This window comes from Sphingomonas sp. AC435 (genome assembly GCF_979253005.1).
On record NZ_CEEDCJ010000003.1, the window covers coordinates 543,956 to 563,540 of the forward strand.

At 66.8% G+C, this 19,585-nt stretch carries 14 protein-coding genes; 8 read left to right on the forward strand and 6 right to left on the reverse strand.

Annotated features, from left to right (window positions below):
- Positions 1-54 precede the first annotated feature (54 nt).
- A complete protein-coding gene (locus AC0CH8_RS08960; protein WP_465239569.1) occupies positions 55-939 on the forward strand; it encodes a bestrophin family protein in 885 nt (294 codons plus the stop codon).
- A gap of 285 nt (positions 940-1,224) precedes the next feature.
- On the opposite strand, the gene AC0CH8_RS08965 is transcribed toward AC0CH8_RS08960, so the two are convergent.
- From AC0CH8_RS08965 to AC0CH8_RS08975, 3 genes are all read right to left on the reverse strand, one after another.
- Entirely contained in the window at positions 1,225-3,324 is a 2,100-nt protein-coding gene (locus tag AC0CH8_RS08965; RefSeq protein WP_465239570.1) for a RelA/SpoT family protein, read from the reverse strand.
- Between the two features lie 52 nt (positions 3,325-3,376).
- Complete coding sequence (locus AC0CH8_RS08970) at positions 3,377-3,718, reverse strand: DUF2061 domain-containing protein (RefSeq protein WP_465239571.1); 342 nt, start codon at positions 3,716-3,718, stop codon at positions 3,377-3,379.
- A gap of 78 nt (positions 3,719-3,796) precedes the next feature.
- Positions 3,797-5,938: an AsmA family protein gene (locus AC0CH8_RS08975; RefSeq protein ID WP_465239572.1), complete on the reverse strand. Its 2,142-nt coding sequence runs from the start codon at positions 5,936-5,938 to the stop codon at positions 3,797-3,799.
- A 187-nt stretch (positions 5,939-6,125) separates the two neighbouring features.
- On the opposite strand from AC0CH8_RS08975, the gene rpmI reads away from it, so the two are divergent.
- From rpmI to AC0CH8_RS09010, 7 genes are all read left to right on the forward strand, one after another.
- A complete protein-coding gene (gene rpmI, locus AC0CH8_RS08980; RefSeq protein WP_055841668.1) occupies positions 6,126-6,329 on the forward strand; it encodes a 50S ribosomal protein L35 in 204 nt (67 codons plus the stop codon).
- Positions 6,330-6,346: 17 nt separating this feature from the next.
- Positions 6,347-6,718, forward strand: a complete 372-nt coding sequence (rplT, locus tag AC0CH8_RS08985; RefSeq protein WP_204197937.1) for a 50S ribosomal protein L20 — start codon at positions 6,347-6,349, stop codon at positions 6,716-6,718.
- A 249-nt stretch (positions 6,719-6,967) separates the two neighbouring features.
- Entirely contained in the window at positions 6,968-7,597 is a 630-nt protein-coding gene (locus AC0CH8_RS08990; RefSeq protein WP_465239573.1) for a choice-of-anchor C family protein, read from the forward strand.
- Between the two features lie 165 nt (positions 7,598-7,762).
- Complete coding sequence (gene pheS / locus AC0CH8_RS08995; RefSeq protein WP_465239574.1) at positions 7,763-8,884, forward strand: phenylalanine--tRNA ligase subunit alpha; 1,122 nt, start codon at positions 7,763-7,765, stop codon at positions 8,882-8,884.
- A complete protein-coding gene (gene pheT / locus AC0CH8_RS09000; protein ID WP_465239575.1) occupies positions 8,881-11,229 on the forward strand; it encodes a phenylalanine--tRNA ligase subunit beta in 2,349 nt (782 codons plus the stop codon). The genes pheS and pheT overlap by 4 nt, the downstream gene beginning before the upstream one ends.
- Positions 11,230-11,312: 83 nt before the next feature.
- Entirely contained in the window at positions 11,313-12,179 is an 867-nt protein-coding gene (locus AC0CH8_RS09005; protein ID WP_465239576.1) for an aldose 1-epimerase family protein, read from the forward strand.
- Between the two features lie 146 nt (positions 12,180-12,325).
- The gene (locus AC0CH8_RS09010) at positions 12,326-13,852 is read left to right on the forward strand and encodes a peptide chain release factor 3 (RefSeq protein WP_465239577.1); all 1,527 of its coding nucleotides are present in this window, start codon (positions 12,326-12,328) and stop codon (positions 13,850-13,852) included.
- A gap of 79 nt (positions 13,853-13,931) precedes the next feature.
- Here AC0CH8_RS09010 and AC0CH8_RS09015 read toward each other — a convergent pair whose 3' ends face one another.
- From AC0CH8_RS09015 to AC0CH8_RS09025, 3 genes are read right to left on the reverse strand one after another with little or no spacing between them, the layout of a single operon-like run.
- The gene (locus AC0CH8_RS09015) at positions 13,932-15,446 is read right to left on the reverse strand and encodes a lipopolysaccharide biosynthesis protein (protein ID WP_465239578.1); all 1,515 of its coding nucleotides are present in this window, start codon (positions 15,444-15,446) and stop codon (positions 13,932-13,934) included.
- Between the two features lie 25 nt (positions 15,447-15,471).
- Positions 15,472-18,246, reverse strand: a complete 2,775-nt coding sequence (gene polA, locus AC0CH8_RS09020) for a DNA polymerase I (RefSeq protein WP_465239579.1) — start codon at positions 18,244-18,246, stop codon at positions 15,472-15,474.
- Between the two features lie 50 nt (positions 18,247-18,296).
- Complete coding sequence (locus tag AC0CH8_RS09025) at positions 18,297-19,430, reverse strand: serine hydrolase (protein WP_465239600.1); 1,134 nt, start codon at positions 19,428-19,430, stop codon at positions 18,297-18,299.
- Positions 19,431-19,585: the final 155 nt, after the last annotated feature.

Below are 19,585 nucleotides of genomic sequence, written 5' to 3' on the forward strand. Positions count from 1 at the left end.
AGTTTCTGAACTGATGTTGCATTGCAGCGTTACACAGGCCGAAAGGAAAACCGCTTGATCGTCGACGCCACCCCCCGCCTGAAACGTATCGTGGCCGAGGTTTGGAAGCCGCTGCTCGGCCTGTTCGTGTGGGACTGCATCGTCACCGTCACGTACTTCCTGTTGCCGTTCAAGGCGCCGTCCCTGCCGCTGACGCTGTTCGGTTCCGCGCTCGCGCTGTTCCTCGGTTTTCGCGACAATTCCGCGTACCAGCGCTGGTGGGAGGGTCGCATCCTGTGGGGAGCGATGATCAACGCATCACGCAATCTCGCCCGTGGTGCGCGCAACTTCCTGCCCGATCCGGAGGCGCACGATCTGAAGCGCACGATCGTGCTCCGCCAGATCGCCTATGTGAACGCGTTGCGCTGCCAGTTGCGCAAGCACCCGCGCGACGAAGTGGTGCTGAAGTTCCTGTCGCAGGGGGAGGCATCGCCGTCGCTGGCGCGCGTCAACACCGCCAACGGCATCCTCGACGGCACTGGCCGCCGCATCGACGAGGCGCGCCGGCAAGGCTGGATCGACACCATCCAGCAGACCAGCCTCGAAAGCGTCCTGATCGATATCGCCAACGCGCAGGGCGGGATGGAGCGGATCAAGAACACGCCGCTGCCGAACCAGTACCGCTTCTTCCCGAACTTCTTCACCAAGCTGTTCTGCGTGCTGCTGCCGATCGGGCTGGTCGAGACGCTGGGCTTCGCGACGCCGATCGGCTCGACGATCGCCGGCCTGATGTTCCTCGCCGTGCTCCAGATCGGCGACGATCTCGTCGACCCGTTCGCCGACACGATCCACGACGTGCCGCTGAACGCGATGTGTCGCACGATCGAGATCGACTTGCTCGAATCGATCGGCGACACCCCGCCCGCGCCACTGACCCCCGAAAAGGGCGTGCTCTGGTAAGCCGATCCGTCATCCCGGCGAAAGCTGGGAGCCCAGTCGGAGGCGCACACCGCTAGCCGGGAACGGCCCCTGTTCGGGTTGTTGAAAAACCCTCTTCTGCCACCCCGGCGAAGGCCGGGGTCCAGTCGCTATGTCGGCGGTAATCGACGGAAAGCGCTACCCGACTGGACCGAGGGGTTTGCCGGGGTGATGACTGGGTGACAGGCCGCCCAGCCACTTCGCAATGATCCTCGCAGCGACGCGACGGAGTAGGGCGCTCTCCGAAAGCGCCCCGCGGAAAAATCCCTACACCCGCTCCACCGCATTCACCGCATCGATCGCGCGCAGCGCCGCGAGCAGCCGCATCAACTGATGCACGTCATGCACCTCCACATCGATGACGTTGGTGTGGAACCGCGTGTCGCGCGTGTCGAGGCGCAGGTTGATGATGTTCGCCTTGTGCTGCCCGATCACCGTCGCCAGCACGCCCAGCGCGCCCGGCTCGTTGCGCACCGTCACCTGGATACGCGCGACCGCACCCTCGGTCGCGTCGCCCCACGCCACGTCGACCCAGTCCGTCTCCTCGTCGGAGCGGTCGGCCAGCTCCGTCAGCACCGCGCAGTCGATCGCGTGGACCTCGATCCCCGCATCCGGCCGCCGCAACCCCACGATGCGGTCGCCAGGCACCGGGTGGCAGCAATGCGCCAGTTCGTAGGCGACGCCCGGCCGCAACCCCTTGATCGAGATCGCCGTCGCTTGCGGTGCCAGCGCCGCCACGTCCGCGCCCGCCGATCCGGGCATCAGCGCTTCCATGACCGCCGCATCCGACAGCGTCCGCCGCGCGATCGCCACCATCAACGCCGGCTCGTCCGACAGCTTCAGGCGCTTCAGCGCATGTTTCAGCGCATCCGCCGCCAGTTGCGCCGGCAGCCGTTCGACGATGTCGTTGTACAATTGTCGGCCGAGGTCGATCTGCTCGCTGCGTTCGGTCTGACGCAGGTGCCGCCGGATCGCCGCCAGCGCCTTGCCCGTGGTCGCCACGTTCAACCACGCCGCCTGCGGCTGTTGCCCTGCGGAGCGCAGGATCTGCACCTGGTCGCCATTCTCGATCACCGTCGACAGCGGCACGACGCGACCGTTGATCTTCGCGCCGACCGCCTGATCGCCCAGATCGGTATGCACCGCATAGGCGAAATCGATCGGCGTCGATCCCTTGGGCAACTGGATCAGCTCCCCCTTCGGTGTGAAGGCGAAGATGCGATCCTGGTACATTGCCATCTTGGTATGTTCGAGCAGCTCTTCCGGGCTGTCCGCCGTGTCGAGGATCTCGACCAGATCGCGGATCCAGCTCACCTGCTTGTCCGGCTTCGACGCCTGCTTGTAGCTCCAGTGCGCCGCTAGGCCGAAGTCGGCTTCGGCGTGCATGTCCGGGGTGCGGATCTGGATTTCGACGCGCGTCTGCTCGGCGGTGATGATCGTCGTGTGCAACGATCGATAGCCGTTGCGCTTGGGGGTCGAGATATAATCCTTGAAGCGTCCCGGTACCGCCGGCCAGCGCTGGTGGATCACGCCCAGCGCGCGGTAGCAATCCTCCACCGTCGGCACGAGCGCGCGGAACGCCATCACGTCCGACAACTGCTCGAAACTGATGTGCCGCTCGTTCATCTTGCGGAAGATCGAATAGGGGTGCTTCTCGCGCCCCGACACGTCCGCTTCGATCCCGGCGCGGCTCAGCAGCAGTTTCAGCCCGGATGCGATCCGCGCGATCCGGTCGCCGCCGCCGATCTTCAGCTGCTCCAGCCGCCGCGTGATGCTCTCATACGCGTCCGGTTCGAGCTGCTGGAAGGCGAGCGTCTGCATCTCCTTCATGAACTCGTACATGCCCACCCGCTCGGCGAGGGGGGCATAGATATCCATCGTTTCCTTGGCGATCCGGCGCCGCTTCTCCGGTTTGGAAATGTGGTGCAGCGTCCGCATGTTGTGCAGCCGGTCGGCCAGCTTCACCAGCAGCACCCGGATGTCGTCCGACATCGCCAGCAAAAACTTGCGCAGGTTTTCGGCGGCACGCTCGTTGTCCGTTTGCGCCTCGATCTTCGACAGCTTCGTCACACCGTCGACCAGTCGCGCGACGTTGGGACCGAACAGCCGCTCAATTTCTTCCGGCGTAGCGACCGTATCCTCGACCGTATCATGCAGGATCGCCGTGGCGATCGTCTCGTCGTCCAGCCGCAGGTCGGTCAGGATACCAGCGACTTCGATCGGGTGGCTGAAATACGGGTCCCCGGACGCCCGCTTCTGCGATCCATGCGCGTGCATGGAGAAGACATAGGCGCGGTTCAGCAACGCCTCGTCGGCGTCGGGATCGTAGTCGAGAACTCGATCGACCAGTTCATATTGGCGCAGCACTGTCCCTAGATGGGCGGTAGCCACGCTGCTTTGCAACAGAAACCGTCATAGGTCAGGTTACAGGTACGGCAGGAGCGCCCTCGCCGGACTCGTCAGGCGCGCGCCGATGGCCCCACCGCACCAGCGACCATGCGCGCTCGTGGAAATAGAACAGCGCGATCTTGGTCACCACTTCGGTTCCGGCGATCGACCCTGCCAGCTTCGCATCGCCGCCGGAGAAGAACAGCCCGAGCAGGAACGTGTCGATCGACCCCACCGTCCGCCAAGACACCGCCTTGACGAACGACCGCGGGTGGCTTTCCAGGCCGTTGAACAGGAACATCGGGCGCATCCTTCGGGCGGTGATCGCTTCACGGTATAGCAGGGCGGACCAGTCCGCGAACAAGTCGCGCATCGCGGGTGCGAAGCAGAGCTAGCGCACCGTCATACCCCCGTTATGCCGCGCTTGTCCGGGCATCCACGGTGCTCCATCTCAGAAAATCCCCAGAAACTTCTTCCGCTGGTCCTTCTTCTGCCCAGCGCCGGTCTTCCCGTCCTCGGCCGTCGCGGTCGTGCCGTTGCCGACATCGTCGCGCTTCTCGCCCTTGGTCGTGCGCTGCTGGCTCGCCCGCGCCCCCGACAACACCGGCCCGCACGCCGCCGACTTCGCATCGCCGACATCCACGAACGCCAGCACCCCGGCGAGCGGCGTCGCCACCAGCGACAGGCCCAGCCCGACGCCCGCACGGCCCATCAACTGGTCGCTGATGACGTCGATCGACGGCTGGGAGAAATACCCCTTCAACCCGACCGGCGATTGGCCGGAGAACAACGAGAACTTCTTCCCGTCGGCGCGGAACGCCAGATCCATCGCCTCGGTCCGGAAACTGAAGCCGCCGCGACCCAGGATCACGTTCTTCGACGTATCGATCAGGATCGGATCGGCGGCGGCGATACCGTTGCGAACGGTGAACGCCAGCAGCCCGCAATTGACCTCCACCGGCTTCTCCAGCTTCCCCTCGAACATCTTCTGCACGAAAGTACCGAGATCCAGCTCGGCGAGCTGCACGTTGCGCGTCCACAACGTCCCCTGAGGCATCACGAAGGCGATGCGCCCCTGCGACGTCGCCAGCGAATCATGCACCGAATCGCCGCGCCCGGCCAACTGGATACGCCCCTTGATCGTGCCGGTCGTTCCCGATTCCGCAAGACCATATCCCTTCAGCAGCCGCCCCATCGGCGTCGGCGCGAGGCGGATGTCGTAAGTGACGGCACTTGGCCGCCGCCGGGTGTCGAACACCGTGTCCGACGCCACGTTGCCGCGCGCCATCGCGAACGTCAGCGGCGACAGCGCCAGCCGACCGCGTTCCAGGTCCAGCGTCAGATCGATGTTGGAGATCGGCAGGTTGCGCGACTGCACGACGCCGATCGTCCATTTCAGGTCCGCGTCGAACGCCCGCATCGTCTCCACCGGGAGCGCGGCCTCGGGCAGGATACGCTGCGGTGCTGCGCCCGTCGCGGCAGCGGCGGCGACCGCACCCTTCGCCTCGACGATATCGGGATTGTAGCCGATGAAGGGCGCGGCATCGACGATGTCGAGGCTCTTCGTGGTCAGCACCGAATCGAGATGCACGCGTTCGCCGTTCGTGATCGTCAGCTTGCCGGCCAGATCGGTCTTGCCGGCGACGCCGCGGATGCGCGTGAAGGTGTAGACATCGCCGTCCTTCACCATCTGCCCGCGCAGGCGATAGGTGCGCGTGTTCGGGATCGCGACGCCGATGATGCCCAGCAGTTCCGACATGTTACGTCCGCGCGCCGCGACTTGCAGCGGCACGTTCTCGATATCGGCGATCGAGGGCAGGGTGCCTGCCACATCGACGACATTGCCCGCTGCGCGGATGCGACCGGTGAGCTTGTTCTGCCCGCGATTGGCAGTGGCGTCCGGTGACAGGAGTTGCGCGACGAGCGTGAACGGGGTGTCGCGGATGCGGCCCTTGCCGGTCACCCCCACCGCCTTGCCGATGCGCGCATCGGTGGAGGTGATGTCCTCCAGCTTCAGGTCCGCGAGCACGCGCATCCGCGGATCGACATAGCGCACCGTCGTTCCGCGCACCGTCGCGACATCGATCCGTGGGAACTCCAGCGGCTTGCCGCCCTTCTTGCCGTCGAAGGTCCAGGTGTTGGCGGTATGCGCCGCATTCCACTCCAGATCGGCAGAGCCGTCGGCCAGATCCAGCCAGTACATCCGCCGCTTGCCGAACAGCAGCGACAGCGGCGCGATGCGGGTGTCAATCCGCTTCGCCACGAACAGGTCGGGCCTGCTCGCCCATTCCGGGTTCGCGATGCGGAAATCTTCGGCGTAGAACTTGATGCGGAACGGCGCGAAGTAGAGCTGGAAGTCGCCACCGACCGTGACCTTGCGGTGCGTCTGTCCTCCGACAAAATTCTCGAACGTGCTTTTCAGGAACCGGCCCTTGGTGACGAACAGCAAGAGCCACACCGCGAACAGCGCAACGACGATGCCGCCCAGCACCCGCCACAGGATGCGTCGCTTGCGCCGACCAGCCTCCGGATCATGCGTGCCGGGCTCGGCCGGCGGGGGCGGCGCTGGGGTCTGGTCGGCCGTCATCTCCATCGCCGCCCGACGCTCCACATACCGTTGCGGTTCCGCATCGGTCGCTCGGGCTTGCACCGACGCATCGGTTGCAATTCGGCGTCGGCTCGTCTAACGGCCCCGCTTCACCGAGCGATGCGCGTGAAGACGGCCCGGCCACAAGGGCTGCCGCGGCTGTCCGATGCATCGCCCATTTGAAAGGAAAAAAATGCCCAAGCTCAAGACCAAGAGCGGCGTGAAGAAGCGCTTCAAGCTCACCGCCACCGGCCTGTTGAAGCACGGCGTCGCCGGCAAGCGCCACCGCCTGTTGCACCACAACGGCAAGTACATCCGCCAGAACCGCGGCACCAAGGTGCTGGCGAAGGCCGACACCGCTGCGGTGAAGGCCTGGGCTCCCTACGGTCTCGGCTGAGCGGAAGGATTTAGAGAATGGCACGCGTCAAACGGGGTGTAACCACCCGCGCCAAGCACAAGAATATCCTGGAACAGGCGAAGGGCTATTATGGCCGTCGCAAGAACACGATCCGCATCGCGCGTCAGGCCGTCGAAAAGGCCGGCCAGTATGCGTATCGCGACCGCAAGGTTAAGAAGCGGACCTTCCGTGGTCTGTGGATCCAGCGCATCAACGCCGGCGTCCGCGCCGAGGGTCTGACCTATTCGCAGTTCATGCACGGCCTGAAGCTGGCGGGCATCGAACTCGACCGGAAGGTCCTGGCCGACATCGCCATGCACGAAGAGGCTGCGTTCAGCGCCATCATCGCGCAGGCGAAGGCTGCTCTGCCGGAGCAGGCCGCGGCCTGATCCGGATCGCGGACGGTGCCCTGCGGTACCGCTCGCGACTCGCACGACATCGACGGGGGCGGAGCGTGAACGACGCTCCGCCCCCGTCTCGTTTCAGGACTCGTGCCAGCAGTTATCTTGTAAGGTCAGTGACTTGGGCTGGCCGCACCTGCAATTGTGAAATATCCCGCGATCCGGTAAATACGCCGTTAAGATCACGGCATGAACTCGCCCGTTTTGGCCGACGTCATGTGAAGAGGGGATGATGTCATGAAGGCTTTTCTGTTGGCTCTGGCCACGACCGTCGCTTTGCCCGCCGTCGCCGATGCGCAGGCATTCACCAACGGCAGCTTCGAAACCGCGAACTTCGATCCGGGCGCGTTCACGCAGCTTGAGGCGGGCTCCACGGCGATCGCCGGCTGGTCCATCGACAGCGGCTCGATCGATTATGTCGGCAACTACTGGAATGCCTCGAACGGCGTCCGTAGCATCGACATGTCGGGTGGCGTCGCCGGCAGCATCTCGCAGACCTTCGACACCGTCGCGGGCCGTGCCTACACGGTGTCGTTCGATCTCGGCGGCAACGGCGACAGCGGCCCGGCGACGAAAACACTCGACGTGCTCGCGACAGGTGGTGTGCTCGGCAGCTTCTCCGCGCCCGCCAGCACGCGGCCGAACATCGATTACACCAGCTTCACCTACTCGTTCGTCGCGTCCGGCACGTCGACCACGCTGTCCTTCCTCTCGACCACGAACACCGCATTCGGTCCGATCCTCGACAACGTCGCCGTGTCCGGCGCGGTGCCGGAGCCAGCGACCTGGGGTCTGATGATCCTGGGCTTTGGCTTTATCGGTGGCTCGCTGCGCCAGCGCCGCCGGGATGTCGCCGCGATCGCCTGATCGCCCGCGATCGATCCCGAAGGGGCGCTGGTGGCGACACCGGCGCCCTTTTCGTTTGCGGCCGACGCCGGTAGAGGCGCCGTCAGGACCGATTGCTTTGTACGTTTAACGCCGATCCTGTCGCCGACCCGTCGTCGCGCGCGCAGGGTGGCCGGGATGAACCAGATGACCGAACTCGACCCCATGCGCGACACCATGCTCGCCGCCGTCGCCGCCTCCGCCGGGCTGGACGCGCTCGACGCGGTGCGCGTCGACGCGCTCGGCAAGCAGGGCCGGATCACGCAGTTGCTCAAGACGCTGGGCGGCATGAGCCCGGAACAACGACAGGTCGAAGGACCGCGCATCCAGTCTCTGCGTGAAGCGGTGACCACGGCGATTGCCGACCGCAAGGCCGCATTGGAGGCGCTCGCGCTCGACGCCCGCCTCGCCAGCGAGACGCAGGACATGACGCTGCCCGCGGATGCGCCGCTGTCCGGCACGATCCACCCCGTCAGCCAGGTCATGGACGAACTGGCGGAAATCTTCGCCGACCTCGGCTTCGCCGTAGCCACCGGACCGGAAATGGAGACGGACTGGCACAACTTCTCCGCCCTCAATATTCCAGAGACGCATCCCGCCCGCGCCATGCACGATACCTTCTATTTGGAAGGTGCTCAGGCGTTGAAGCATCTCGGCCTGGCAGACGAGCGCGAGACGATCTCGGTTCTGCGCACCCACACTTCCCCGGTGCAAATCCGCACGATGCTGTCGCAGAAGCCGCCGATCCGCATCATCGCACCCGGCCGCACCTATCGCTCCGACAGCGACGCCACCCACACGCCGATGTTCCATCAGGTCGAGGGCCTCGTCATCGACAAGGGCATCACGCTCGGTCACCTGAAATGGACGCTGGAGACGTTCTTGAAGGCGTTCTTCGAGCGCGACGACATCGTCCTGCGCCTGCGCCCCAGCTACTTCCCCTTCACCGAACCCTCGGCGGAGATCGACGTCGGCTATTCGCTCGTGAAGGGCAAGCGCGTCATCGGCGGCTCCGGCGACGACAAGGACGGCGGCTGGCTCGAAGTGCTCGGCAGCGGCATGGTCCACCCCAAGGTGATCGAAGCCTGCGGCCTCGACCCCGCCGAGTGGCAGGGTTTCGCGTTCGGTTGCGGCATCGACCGGCTGGCGATGCTCAAATACGGCATGGACGACCTCCGCGCCTTTTTCGACGGCGATATCCGATGGCTGAAGCATTACGGCTTCTCCGCGCTCGACGTTCCCACGCTGTCCGGAGGAGTCGGCGCATGAAGTTCACGCTCGGCTGGCTCCGCGAGCATCTCGACACCGACGCCACGCTCGATCAGGTGGTCGACGCGCTGACCCGCGTCGGGCTGGAGGTGGAGGGCGTCCACAATCCCGGCGACACGCTCGCGCCGTTCCGCGTCGCCCGCATCCTCAGCGCCGAACGCCATCCGCAGGCGGACAAGCTGCAGGTGCTGTCGGTCGATGCCGGCGACGGCCCGCTTCAGGTCGTCTGCGGCGCACCCAATGCGCGCGCCGGCCTGATCGGCGTGTTCGGCGCCCCCGGTACGCACGTTCCCGGTGCCGGCATCACGCTCAAGGTCGCCGCCATCCGCGGCGTCGAGTCGAACGGCATGATGTGCTCTGCGCGCGAGTTGGAGATCGGGGAGGGTCATGACGGTATCATCGAACTGCCCGCCGACGCTCCGGTGGGCGAAAGCTATGCCGATTATGCCGGCCTGACCGATCCCGTCATCGACGTGTCGATCACCCCCAATCGTCAGGATTGCATGGGCGTCCGCGGCATCGCCCGCGATCTCGCCGCGGTCGGACTGGGCACGCTCAGGCCGCTGACCGTGCCCGGCATCCCCGGCGACGGCCCCGGCCCGGATGTCCGCACCTACGCGCCGGGCTGCCCCGCCTTCTTCGCGCAGGGCGTGGCCGGCGTCGTCAACGGCGAGTCCCCCGACTGGATGCGCCGCCGCCTGACCGCGATCGGCCAGAAGCCGATCAGCGCGCTGGTCGACATCACCAATTACGTGATGATCGATCTCGGTCGCCCCTTGCACGTCTACGACCGCGCGAAGCTGTCCGGTGCCCTCGTCGCACGCCCGGCGCGCGCGGGCGAACAGGTCGTCGCGCTCAACGGCAAGACGTACACGCTGTCGGAGGGCATGACCGTCATCGCCGACGACGTGGCGGTTCACGACATCGGCGGCATCATGGGCGGCGAGCATTCGGGCGTGTCGCACGACACCACGGACGTCGTCATCGAATGCGCCTTCTTCGATCCCGACGCGATCGCGCGCACCGGTCAGGCGCTGATGCTGACCTCCGACGCGCGCCAGCGGTTCGAGCGTGGGGTCGATCCCGCCTTCCTCGGCGACGGTCTCGCCATCGCGACACGGCTGGTGCTCGACCTGTGCGGCGGCACCGCCAGCACCGTCACGCGCGCTGGCGAAGCGCCGCTTGGCACCCGCACGTACACGTATGATCCGGCCCTGGCGGAGACGCTCGGCGGCCTCGCGATCGATCCCGCCCGCCAGCGTAGCATCCTCGAATCGCTCGGCTTCACCGTCGGCGACGACTGGCAGGTGACGCCACCCACATGGCGTCGCGACGTGGACGGCCCCGCCGACATCGTCGAGGAAGTCATCCGGATCGAGGGGATCGACAAGGTCGCGCCGGTGCCGCTGCCGCGAACGCCCGGCGTCGCCACGCCCACCGCCACGCCCGAACAGAAGCTGGAACGCCGTGTCCGCCGCGCCGCCGCGGCGCGCGGGCTCGACGAGGCGGTAACGTGGAGCTTCATCTCCACCGCGCAGGCCGCGCCGTTCGGCGGCGGCGACTGGACGCTCGCCAACCCGATCAGCGAGGAGCTGAAGGTGATGCGTCCCTCACTGTTGCCCGGCATCCTGTCGGCCACGGAACGCAACCTCCGCCGCGGCGCCGGCACGGTGCGCCTGTTCGAGATCGGTCGCCGCTATCTGGCCGCGGGCGAGCATCCGACGCTCGGTGTCGTGCTGGCCGGCGATCGTTTGACCCGCGGCTGGCGGACGGGCAAGGCCGGAGCGTTCGACGCCTATGATGCCAAGGCGGAGGCGCTGGCGCTGCTCGCCGCCGCCGGCGCACCGGTCGACAATCTTCAGGTGATGGGGGAGGCGGGGGCCGCATGGCATCCCGGCCAGTCGGGCACGCTGCGCCTCGGGCCGAAGACAATCCTCGCGCGGTTCGGGATGCTGCATCCCGCCCTGCTCAAGGCGTTCGACCTCGACGGCGCGGTCGCCGGCGTTGAACTCTATCTCGACGCACTCCCCGTCAAGCGCGGCTCCGGCTTCATGCGCCCGGCCTATGCGCCGCCCGCGCTCCAGCCGGTGCGTCGCGACTTTGCGTTCCTCGTACCGCCGACGCTGACCGCCGACAGCCTGATCCGCGCCGTCCGTGGTGCGGACAAGGCCGCGATCGTCGCCGCCCGCGTCTTCGACGTGTTCGAACGCGACGGCGAGAAATCGGTCGCGGTGGAGGTCGTACTGCAACCGGGCGACAAGAGCTTCACCGATGCCGACCTGAAAGCTGTGGCCGACAAGGTCGTGGCCGCGGCCGCGAAATCGGGGGCGAGCCTGCGCGGGTGAGGAAGCGTCCTGTCCCTCTCCGTTTGGGAGAGGGAGGGAGGAGCGCAGCGACGGAAGGGTGAGGACGCTTGGAGCATACTGACATGATCGAGATCGCCAACGACCACCTGTCCGCCGCGATCAACCCGCACGGCGCGGAACTCACCCACCTGCGCGACGCGGACAACCGCGAGCTGATGACCGCCGCCGATCCGGCGTTCTGGCCACGCCACGCACCGCTGCTGTTCCCCGCGATCGGCAAGACCGCGCACGGCACGATCCGGGTCGACGGCACCGACTATCCGATGCCCAAGCACGGCTTCGCCCGCGACCTGACCTTCGCCGTCAGCGATCAAGGCCCGTCGCATGTCGTCTTCACGCTGACCGACACGCCGGAAACCCGCGCCGCTTACCCCTTCGTCTTCCGGCTCGATGTCGAATTCCGCCTCGACGGTGCGACACTCACCACGGAAGCGCGCGTCACCAATCCCGCCGACACGCCGCTTCTGGCCCAGTTCGGCTTCCACCCAGCCTTCGCATGGCCGCTTCCCTTCGATCAGCCCCGCGCCGACCACCGCATCGCCTTCGACCGCGACGAGGCGCCCGATCTCGCTGCGATCACCCCGGACGGCCTGATCGCCGCCGAACCGCGGCCCAGTCCGCTCGACGGTCGCACGCTCCACCTCGCCGATGCGCTGTTCGCCGACGATGCGCTGGTCTGGAACCCGGTCGCGTCCGGGTCGGTCGCTTATGGAGCCGCTACCGGTCCGCATCTGCGCATCGCCTTTCCGGAGACGCCGCGGCTCGGTATCTGGACGATGCCCGGCGCATCGTTCGTCTGCGTCGAACCGTGGCACGGCATCGCCGATCCCGCCGGTTTCGCCGGCGAATACAAGGACAAGCCGGGTGTGTTCGAGGTCGCTCCCGGCGATACCAAGGTCATGACGATGAGCGTCACGCTGGTGCCATAGCCCGCGGCCCTGTCCTACAGCCGCCTGATCTGCGATAGGGCGCTCGCGAACCCATCGCGACGTCGCACCACGCCTGCCTGCGCCGGCAGTCGAAACGTCGCATTGGACTAACCTTAGCCTAACCTTTCGCGCCTCGGATTCTGAAAATGTCCTCCCCCCGCCGTACCTTCGCGATCATTTCTCACCCCGACGCGGGCAAGACGACGCTGACCGAAAAGCTGCTCTATTTCGGCGGCGCCATCCACTTGGCCGGCGAGGTGAAGGCCCGCGGCCAGAACCGGCGCGCCCGGTCGGACTGGATGAAGATCGAACAGCAGCGCGGCATCTCCGTCACCTCGTCCGTGATGACGTTTGAGCGTGAGGGCATCACCTTCAACCTGCTCGACACGCCGGGCCACGAAGACTTTTCGGAGGACACCTACCGCACGCTGACCGCCGTCGATTCGGCTGTCATGGTGATCGACGCGGCGAAGGGCATAGAGCCGCAGACGCGAAAGCTGTTCGAGGTGTGCCGCCTGCGGAGCGTGCCGATCATCACCTTCGTCAACAAGGTCGATCGCGAAGGCCGCCCGATCTTCGAGTTGCTCGACGAGATCGCCGACATGCTCGCGCTGGATGTCTGCCCGATGAGCTGGCCGGTCGGCATGGGCGGCGAGTTCGAGGGCGTGCTGGACCTGACGACCAACCGCATCAGCCGCCCCGAAGGCGACAGCCGCGCCTTTCTCGGCAAGACCGAGGACGCGCCTGTCCTGTCCGAACGCTGGACCGAAGAGATCGAGCTGGCGCAGGCCGGCTATGCCGAGTTCGACGCAGAGGCCTATCGCAACGGCGATCTGACGCCGGTCTATTTCGGCTCCGCGCTCAAGGACTTCGGCATCGCCGAGCTGATCGGTGCGCTCGCCGAGCACGCGCCGCCACCGCGCACCCAGCCGGCCGAGCCGGCTCCGGTCGCGCCCGACAACCCGGAAGTCACCGGCTTCGTGTTCAAGGTGCAGGCGAACATGGACCCCAACCACCGCGACCGCATTGCGTTCATGCGGCTGTGTTCGGGCACCTTCAAGCGCGGCATGAAGCTGACCCCGTCGGGCAGCGGCAAGCCGCTCGCGATCCATTCGCCGATCCTGTTCTTCGCGCAGAACCGCGAACTCGCGGACGAGGCGTTTCCCGGCGACATCATCGGCATCCCCAACCACGGCACGCTGCGCGTCGGCGACACGCTGTCCGAACGCGCCGACGTGCGTTTCACCGGCCTGCCGAACTTCGCCCCCGAAATCCTGCGCCGCGTCGTCCTGAAGGACCCGACCAAGACCAAGCAGCTACGCAAGGCGCTGGACGACATGGCCGAAGAGGGCGTGACGCAGGTTTTCTACCCGGAGATCGGTTCGAACTGGATCATCGGCGTCGTCGGCCAGCTTCAGCTCGAAGTGCTGCTGTCGCGGCTCGATGCGGAGTATAAGGTCGCAGCCGGACTGGAACCCGCTCCGTTCGAAACGGCCCGCTGGGTATCCGCGGTAGAAGCATCCGATCTCAAGGACTTTACCGACCTCAACCGCAGCGCGATGGCCAAGGACCGCGACGGCAACCCCGTCTTCCTCGCCAAGAGCGCGTGGGAGGTCGGCTACATCGCCGACCGCTATTCCAAGGTGAAGTTCGCCGCCACGCGCGAGCGGTAATCGTCTTCTCCCTCCCCTTCAGGGAGGGTTGGGGTAGGGTGGAACCTTGGCCATTTCGCTAACGGCGAAGCGTACCCCATCACCGGACCGGCGCCCCCACATTCGGCAGGGTCGCCTCCTCCGCCTTCGGCACGCTGCCGAACAATGCTCGGTCCGCCGGCCCGAACGCATAGCGCCACAGCACGAACAGGTAGGTCGCGGCGATCGCGGGCTCGCCGATCAGCAGTTCCGCCCACTCCATCTCCTTCGGCAGGGCGGTGAACGCCGCCCCCACCGCTCCGGCCGCCGCAACCGCCCAGACCAGCGGCCACCGCAGCGGCGACACCGCCGCGCCCAGAATGTGCCGCAACAGCCCTGCCTTGATGACCGACGTCAGGCCCAGACTGGTCATCAGCGCCATCGCCGGTCCCGCCGCCTGCCATGTCGTCGGCCAGCCCAGCGAGCGCATGCCCGCCACCAGCGCGAACGACAGCGCGACCTGAAAGCCCAGCATCACGCCGGAGATCAGCAGGTTCCGGTGCCGCGCGGTATAGACCAATGCCGACTCGCAGACCGCGCCGGTCGACGCGAATACCTCTCCAACGAGCAGGAACGCCAGCGCCGCGGTGCCCGCCACGAACTGCGGCCCGACGATGCCCATCACCGCCTCGCCCGGGATCGACCCCATCAGTGCCAGCAGCCCCTGCGCCGCCATGATCCAGAACGCCACCTGCCGCACCTGCCGGGCGATCGCGGCACGGTCGTTCTCGGCAAGAGCCCGCGTGATGACCGGACCGAGCACGGGATCGAAGCTGGTCTTCAGCTTCTGCGGCAGGCTGCTCACCTGTTGCGCCATGTAGTAGATGCCGACGATCGACGGCGCGAACAGCAGGCCGAGGATGAAGCGGTCGACGTTGCGCGATCCCCATTCCAGCGCATCCGCCCCCGCCAACGGCGCGTTGGCCCGCACCAGCCCGCCGAGGCGTCGCAACTGCGGTCGCCAGCCGTGCGGCAGGCCATAGCTGCGCAGGAACGGCACGATGCTCGCCGCCAGCGCGGCCGTCATCGACGCGACGTAGGACAGGACCAGCCCGTCGCGGATGGTGAAGAACGAAAAGACGTACGCCGCCACCGAGATCGTCCACGGCTCCACCACCGCCCGCGCCGTCACCGCCGCCTTGACGTTCAGGCGATAGGCGAGCGCCGCGAGGCTCACGTCCGACCATGCGATCGCGACGACGATCAGCGACAGCCACCGGTCCAGACCCGTGATCGGCGTGTTCGGATAGAGTAATTGCGGGAAGGTCCACAGCACGAGGCTGGCGGTGATCGACAGGAAGAACGCCAGCGCCATGCCGTCCCACACGACATGCGCATGCGGCCGGTCCGCCTCGCTCAACGCCTGCGCCAGCCCACGCTTCAACCCCAGCGTTGCAAGCAGTGCCGCCAGTTCCACCACGACAACCGCGATCGCGAAACGCCCGACAAGCTCGGGACCGTAGAAGCGCCCGGCGATGAACAGGAACGGGATGCGCGCCAGCAGCCGCAGGATGAAGCCGGCGATGTTCGTCCGGCCCCCCTTGGCGAGTGCATCGATATCCCTGGAATCGCTCATCGGGCGGGGAGGAGTGAGGACGCGATCAATGCGCCGCCCCCCAACTCGCACCCGTGCCGATCTCCACGCCCAACGGGACCGTCAGGGTCACCGCTGGGGTCGCGGCGTTTTCCATCACGCTGCGGATCACCGCACTCGCCGCCTCCACGTCGGCAGGCGGCAATTCGAACACCAGTTCGTCGTGCACCTGCAACAGCATCCGGACATGGCCGAGCCCGGCGGCGGCCAAGGCCGGCTCCATCCGCACCATCGCGCGCTTGATGATGTCTGCGGACGTGCCCTGGATGGGCGCGTTGATCGCGGCGCGCTCCGCCCCCTGGCGTTCGTGCTGCACCTTGGACTTGATCCGGGGGAAGTGAGTCTTGCGGCCGAACAGCGTCTCGGTGAAGCCACGCTCGCGCACCTGTGTCAGTGTTTCCGCGATGTAGCGGTTGATGCCCGGAAACCGCTCGAAATAGCGGTCGATCATCGCCTGCGCTTCGTCCGCGGTCACCTGCAACCGCCCCGCCAAACCCCAGCGGCTGATACCGTACAGGATCGCGAAGTTGATCGTCTTCGCACGGGACCGCGTGTCGCGATTGACCTCCCCGAACAGCTCGGTCGCGGTCAGCGAATGGATGTCGTCGCCGTTAGCGAACGCATCGCGCAGCGCCGGCACATCCGCCATATGCGCCGCCAGCCGCAACTCGATCTGCGAGTAATCGGCCGCGAGGATGACGTTGCCCGGCTCCGCCACGAATGCGTCGCGGATCTGCCGCCCGACCTCGGTGCGGATCGGAATGTTCTGCAGATTCGGTTCCGTCGAGGACAGCCTCCCGGTCTGCGCCCCGGTCAGGCTGTACGAAGTATGGACGCGGCCCGTCTTCGGGTTGATCTGCTGCTGCAACGCGTCGGTATAGGTGTTCTTCAGCTTCGTCAGCTGCCGCCAGTCGAGCACCTTGCCGACGATCTCCGCGCCTTCGCCGCCCTCGCGCTGGAGGCGTTCGAGTTCGGTGACATCGGTCGAATACACGCCGGACTTGCCCTTGCGTCCGCCCTTCAGGCCCAGCCGTTCGAACAGCACGTCGCCCAGTTGCTTGGGGCTGCCGATCGTGAACGGCCCGCCGGCCATCGCGTGGACCTCAGTCTCCAGCGCCGCGATCTGGCCGGTGAACTCCGACGACAGCGCCGCCAGTCTCTCGCGGTCGACGCGGATGCCGTGCGTCTCCATCCGGGCGATGACCGGCACCAGCGGCCGGTCGACCATCTCGTAGACGCGCGTCGCGCCTTCCGCCGGCAACCGTGCCTTGAAGCGCTTCCATAACCGGTACGTCACGTCCGCATCCTCGGCGGCGTACCGGGTGGCGGCTTTCAGATCGACCTCGTGGAAGCCGCGCTGCGTCTTGCCCGTGCCGACCACGTCCTTGAACGCGATGCAGCTATGCGACAGGTGCGTCGCCGCCAGTTCGTCCATCCCGTGCCCGTGCAGTCCGGCGTCGAGGTCGAAGCTCATCACGATCGTATCGTCATGCGGTGCGACGGCGATGCCCCCTACCTCCGCACATAGCCCGAGCACGATCATGTCGAACTTCAGGTTATGCCCGATCTTCAGGACCGACGGGTCCTCGAACAGCTCCTTCAGCTTCGCGAGCGCGACGCTTCGGTCCAGCTGCACCGGCACCTCCGACAGCAAGTCGCTGCCACCATGTCCCAGCGGAATATAACAGGCGAGGTTCGGATGCAGCGCCAGCGACACGCCGACCAGATCGGCCTGCGTGGCGTCGGTCCCCGTCGTCTCCGTGTCGATCGCGGTCCAGCCCTGATGCCGCGCGACCGCGATCCAGCGATCCAGCGCCGCCTCGTCCACCACCGTCTCGTACGCGTCGTGGTCGCAGGCAGGATCCTCTTCCATCGGCACGCTGGCCGGGGCGGGGACCGGCGCATCGGCCACGCCGGCGCTGCCGCCGAGCTTGGTCAGCAGCGACTTGAAGCCGTGATGCTCCAGGAAGGCGCGGAGCGGCGCGTCCGGAATACCCTTCAGCGCCAGATCCTCCAGAGGCTCGGGCAACGCCACGTCGCAGCGTAACTCGACCAGTTGCCGGCTCAGCCGCGCCATGTCGGCATGCTCGATCAGATTGTCGCGCAGCTTCCCCTTCTTCATCCCCTCCGCGGCCGCAAGCACGGACTCGAGGTCGCCATGCTCCAGGATCAGCTTCGCCGCCGTTTTCGGCCCGACCCCCGGCACGCCCGGAACGTTGTCGACGCTGTCGCCCATCAGGGCGAGAACGTCGCCGAGCTGCGAAGGAACGATGCCGTGGAATTTCTCCGCGACATGCTCCGGCCCCAGCCGCCGATTGTTCATCGTGTCGTACAGGTCGAGCCCCGGCTCTATCAGCTGCATCAGATCCTTGTCGGAGCTGACGATCGTCACCGCCCAGCCCTGTGCCAGCGCCGCCTTGGCATAACAGGCGATGATATCGTCCGCCTCCAGCCCTTCGGTTTCGATGCACGGCAACGAGAAGGCGCGGGTCGCGTCGCGGATCATGGGGAACTGCGGCACGAGGTCTTCGGGCGGCGGCGGCCGATGCGCCTTATAGTTGTCGTAGAGTTCGTTGCGAAACGTCTTGGACGATTTGTCGAGAATGACCGCCATGTGGGTCGGACCGTCCGCGGCATGGACCTCGTCGGCCAGCCGCCACAACATCGTCGTATAGCCATAGACCGCGCCCACGGGTTCGCCGTGGACGTTGGTCAGCGGCGGCAGCCGGTGATAGGCGCGAAAGATATAGCCGGAGCCGTCGACGAGATAGAGATGGGGCATCGCCGCCGATGTAGCGGCTTAGCCGGACGGGACCAAGCGTTCCCGCACCCTCAGTGTGCCAGCGGCGTCGCTCCCGACGCGCCCGTGACCGGCGACGTATTCGCGAACGTCGTCACCGCCGCCGCGACGGCCTGGATCAGCTGCTGCCGCTCCCGGATGGGCCGCACCGTATCGCCTATCATCACTGCCAGCGCGTAACGGCGTCCGTCCGGCGCGGTCAGCAGGCCGACATCGTTGAACCCGGCGTTGCGCCGTCCGTAATCCTGCCCGGTGCCGGTCTTGTGGCTGATCTTCCACCCCGGCGGGATCGCGGCGCGCAGGCGCGCGCGACCGGTGATCGACGCACCCATCGTGTCGAGCATGATCCGCGTCGACGTTTCCGACAGGATCTCGCCGCGCGCCAGTCGCGCCAGCGCATCGGCGATCGCCAGCGGCGCGGCACCATCGGGCGGATCGCCGATATAGCGATCGAGCGCCGCCGTGCGTGCCTCCGGCGACAGGCGCGACCGGGCGATCTGGAACGCGTTGCCGATCGCATAGCCGGGCTGCCAGACGAGACCGGCGGTGCCCGCCTGCAACATCCGCTCGCCGGGACCGAACCGAATATCCCCCAGCCGCTTGCGCTGGATCATCGCCCGCACCGCCGAAGGCCCGCCGACGAAGGTCAGCAGCCGGTCGTTGGCCGTGTTGTCGCTCTGCGTCAGCGCCCGCGTCAGCAGCCCCCCGACCGTGGTGTCGAACCGGCCGGTCTTCGCAACCAGATACGCGATAGGCTGGTGGAACAGCGTCAGGTCGGTCGGCAGCACGGTGATCGGCTCGTCGAGCCTTGCCCGACCCTGATCGCGCAGATCGAGCAGCGTCATCGCCACCCAGAGCTTCGAGACGGATTGCTGCGGCAGGCGCTGACGTCCGCCCGCCTCCACCGTCCAGCCATCATCGACCGCGCGCACGGCCGCGCCGGCGCGGCCGTCGAATCCACGGATCAACGAGTCGACCGCGGCCTGGAGCGCGCGGGGTGCGGTGCTCACGGGGCGGGGCGCGGGCGGCGGCACCGGGATCGATACTACCGGTTGCTCGGGCCGCGCCGGTGTCAGCCCGCTATTGCCCAGCCGCGAACCGGAGCCGCATGCCGTCAGCGTCGTACCGACCAGAAGAACCAGAGCCGCAGCCCGAAAAAAGCACATCGTATTCAAAACGTCCCGCACCGCCGGACATGATCCTTATCCGGCACGCGCGTCCGTGGAATGGCCTTTCGCGGGCGCTGCGGCGAACGGACATCTTGGCGCGCCGAGGCGAGTCGCGGGATGAAACCAGCCCGGTGCTTCCAACGCCGCCGTCG

Excerpts from the sequence above, each read along its gene's own strand:
- AC0CH8_RS08970 (WP_465239571.1), bottom strand. The coding sequence starts at position 3,718 with ATGCGCGACTTGTTCGCGGACTGGTCCGCCCTGCTATACCGTGAAGCG.
- AC0CH8_RS08975 (WP_465239572.1), bottom strand. The coding sequence starts at position 5,938 with ATGGAGATGACGGCCGACCAGACCCCAGCGCCGCCCCCGCCGGCCGAG.
- rpmI (WP_055841668.1), top strand. The coding sequence starts at position 6,126 with ATGCCCAAGCTCAAGACCAAGAGCGGCGTGAAGAAGCGCTTCAAGCTC.
- rplT (WP_204197937.1), top strand. The coding sequence starts at position 6,347 with ATGGCACGCGTCAAACGGGGTGTAACCACCCGCGCCAAGCACAAGAAT.
- AC0CH8_RS08990 (WP_465239573.1), top strand. The coding sequence starts at position 6,968 with ATGAAGGCTTTTCTGTTGGCTCTGGCCACGACCGTCGCTTTGCCCGCC.
- pheS (WP_465239574.1), top strand. The coding sequence starts at position 7,763 with ATGACCGAACTCGACCCCATGCGCGACACCATGCTCGCCGCCGTCGCC.
- pheT (WP_465239575.1), top strand. The coding sequence starts at position 8,881 with ATGAAGTTCACGCTCGGCTGGCTCCGCGAGCATCTCGACACCGACGCC.
- AC0CH8_RS09005 (WP_465239576.1), top strand. The coding sequence starts at position 11,313 with ATGATCGAGATCGCCAACGACCACCTGTCCGCCGCGATCAACCCGCAC.
- AC0CH8_RS09010 (WP_465239577.1), top strand. The coding sequence starts at position 12,326 with ATGTCCTCCCCCCGCCGTACCTTCGCGATCATTTCTCACCCCGACGCG.
- AC0CH8_RS09015 (WP_465239578.1), bottom strand. The coding sequence starts at position 15,446 with ATGAGCGATTCCAGGGATATCGATGCACTCGCCAAGGGGGGCCGGACG.
- polA (WP_465239579.1), bottom strand. The coding sequence starts at position 18,246 with ATGCCCCATCTCTATCTCGTCGACGGCTCCGGCTATATCTTTCGCGCC.
- AC0CH8_RS09025 (WP_465239600.1), bottom strand. The coding sequence starts at position 19,430 with ATGTGCTTTTTTCGGGCTGCGGCTCTGGTTCTTCTGGTCGGTACGACG.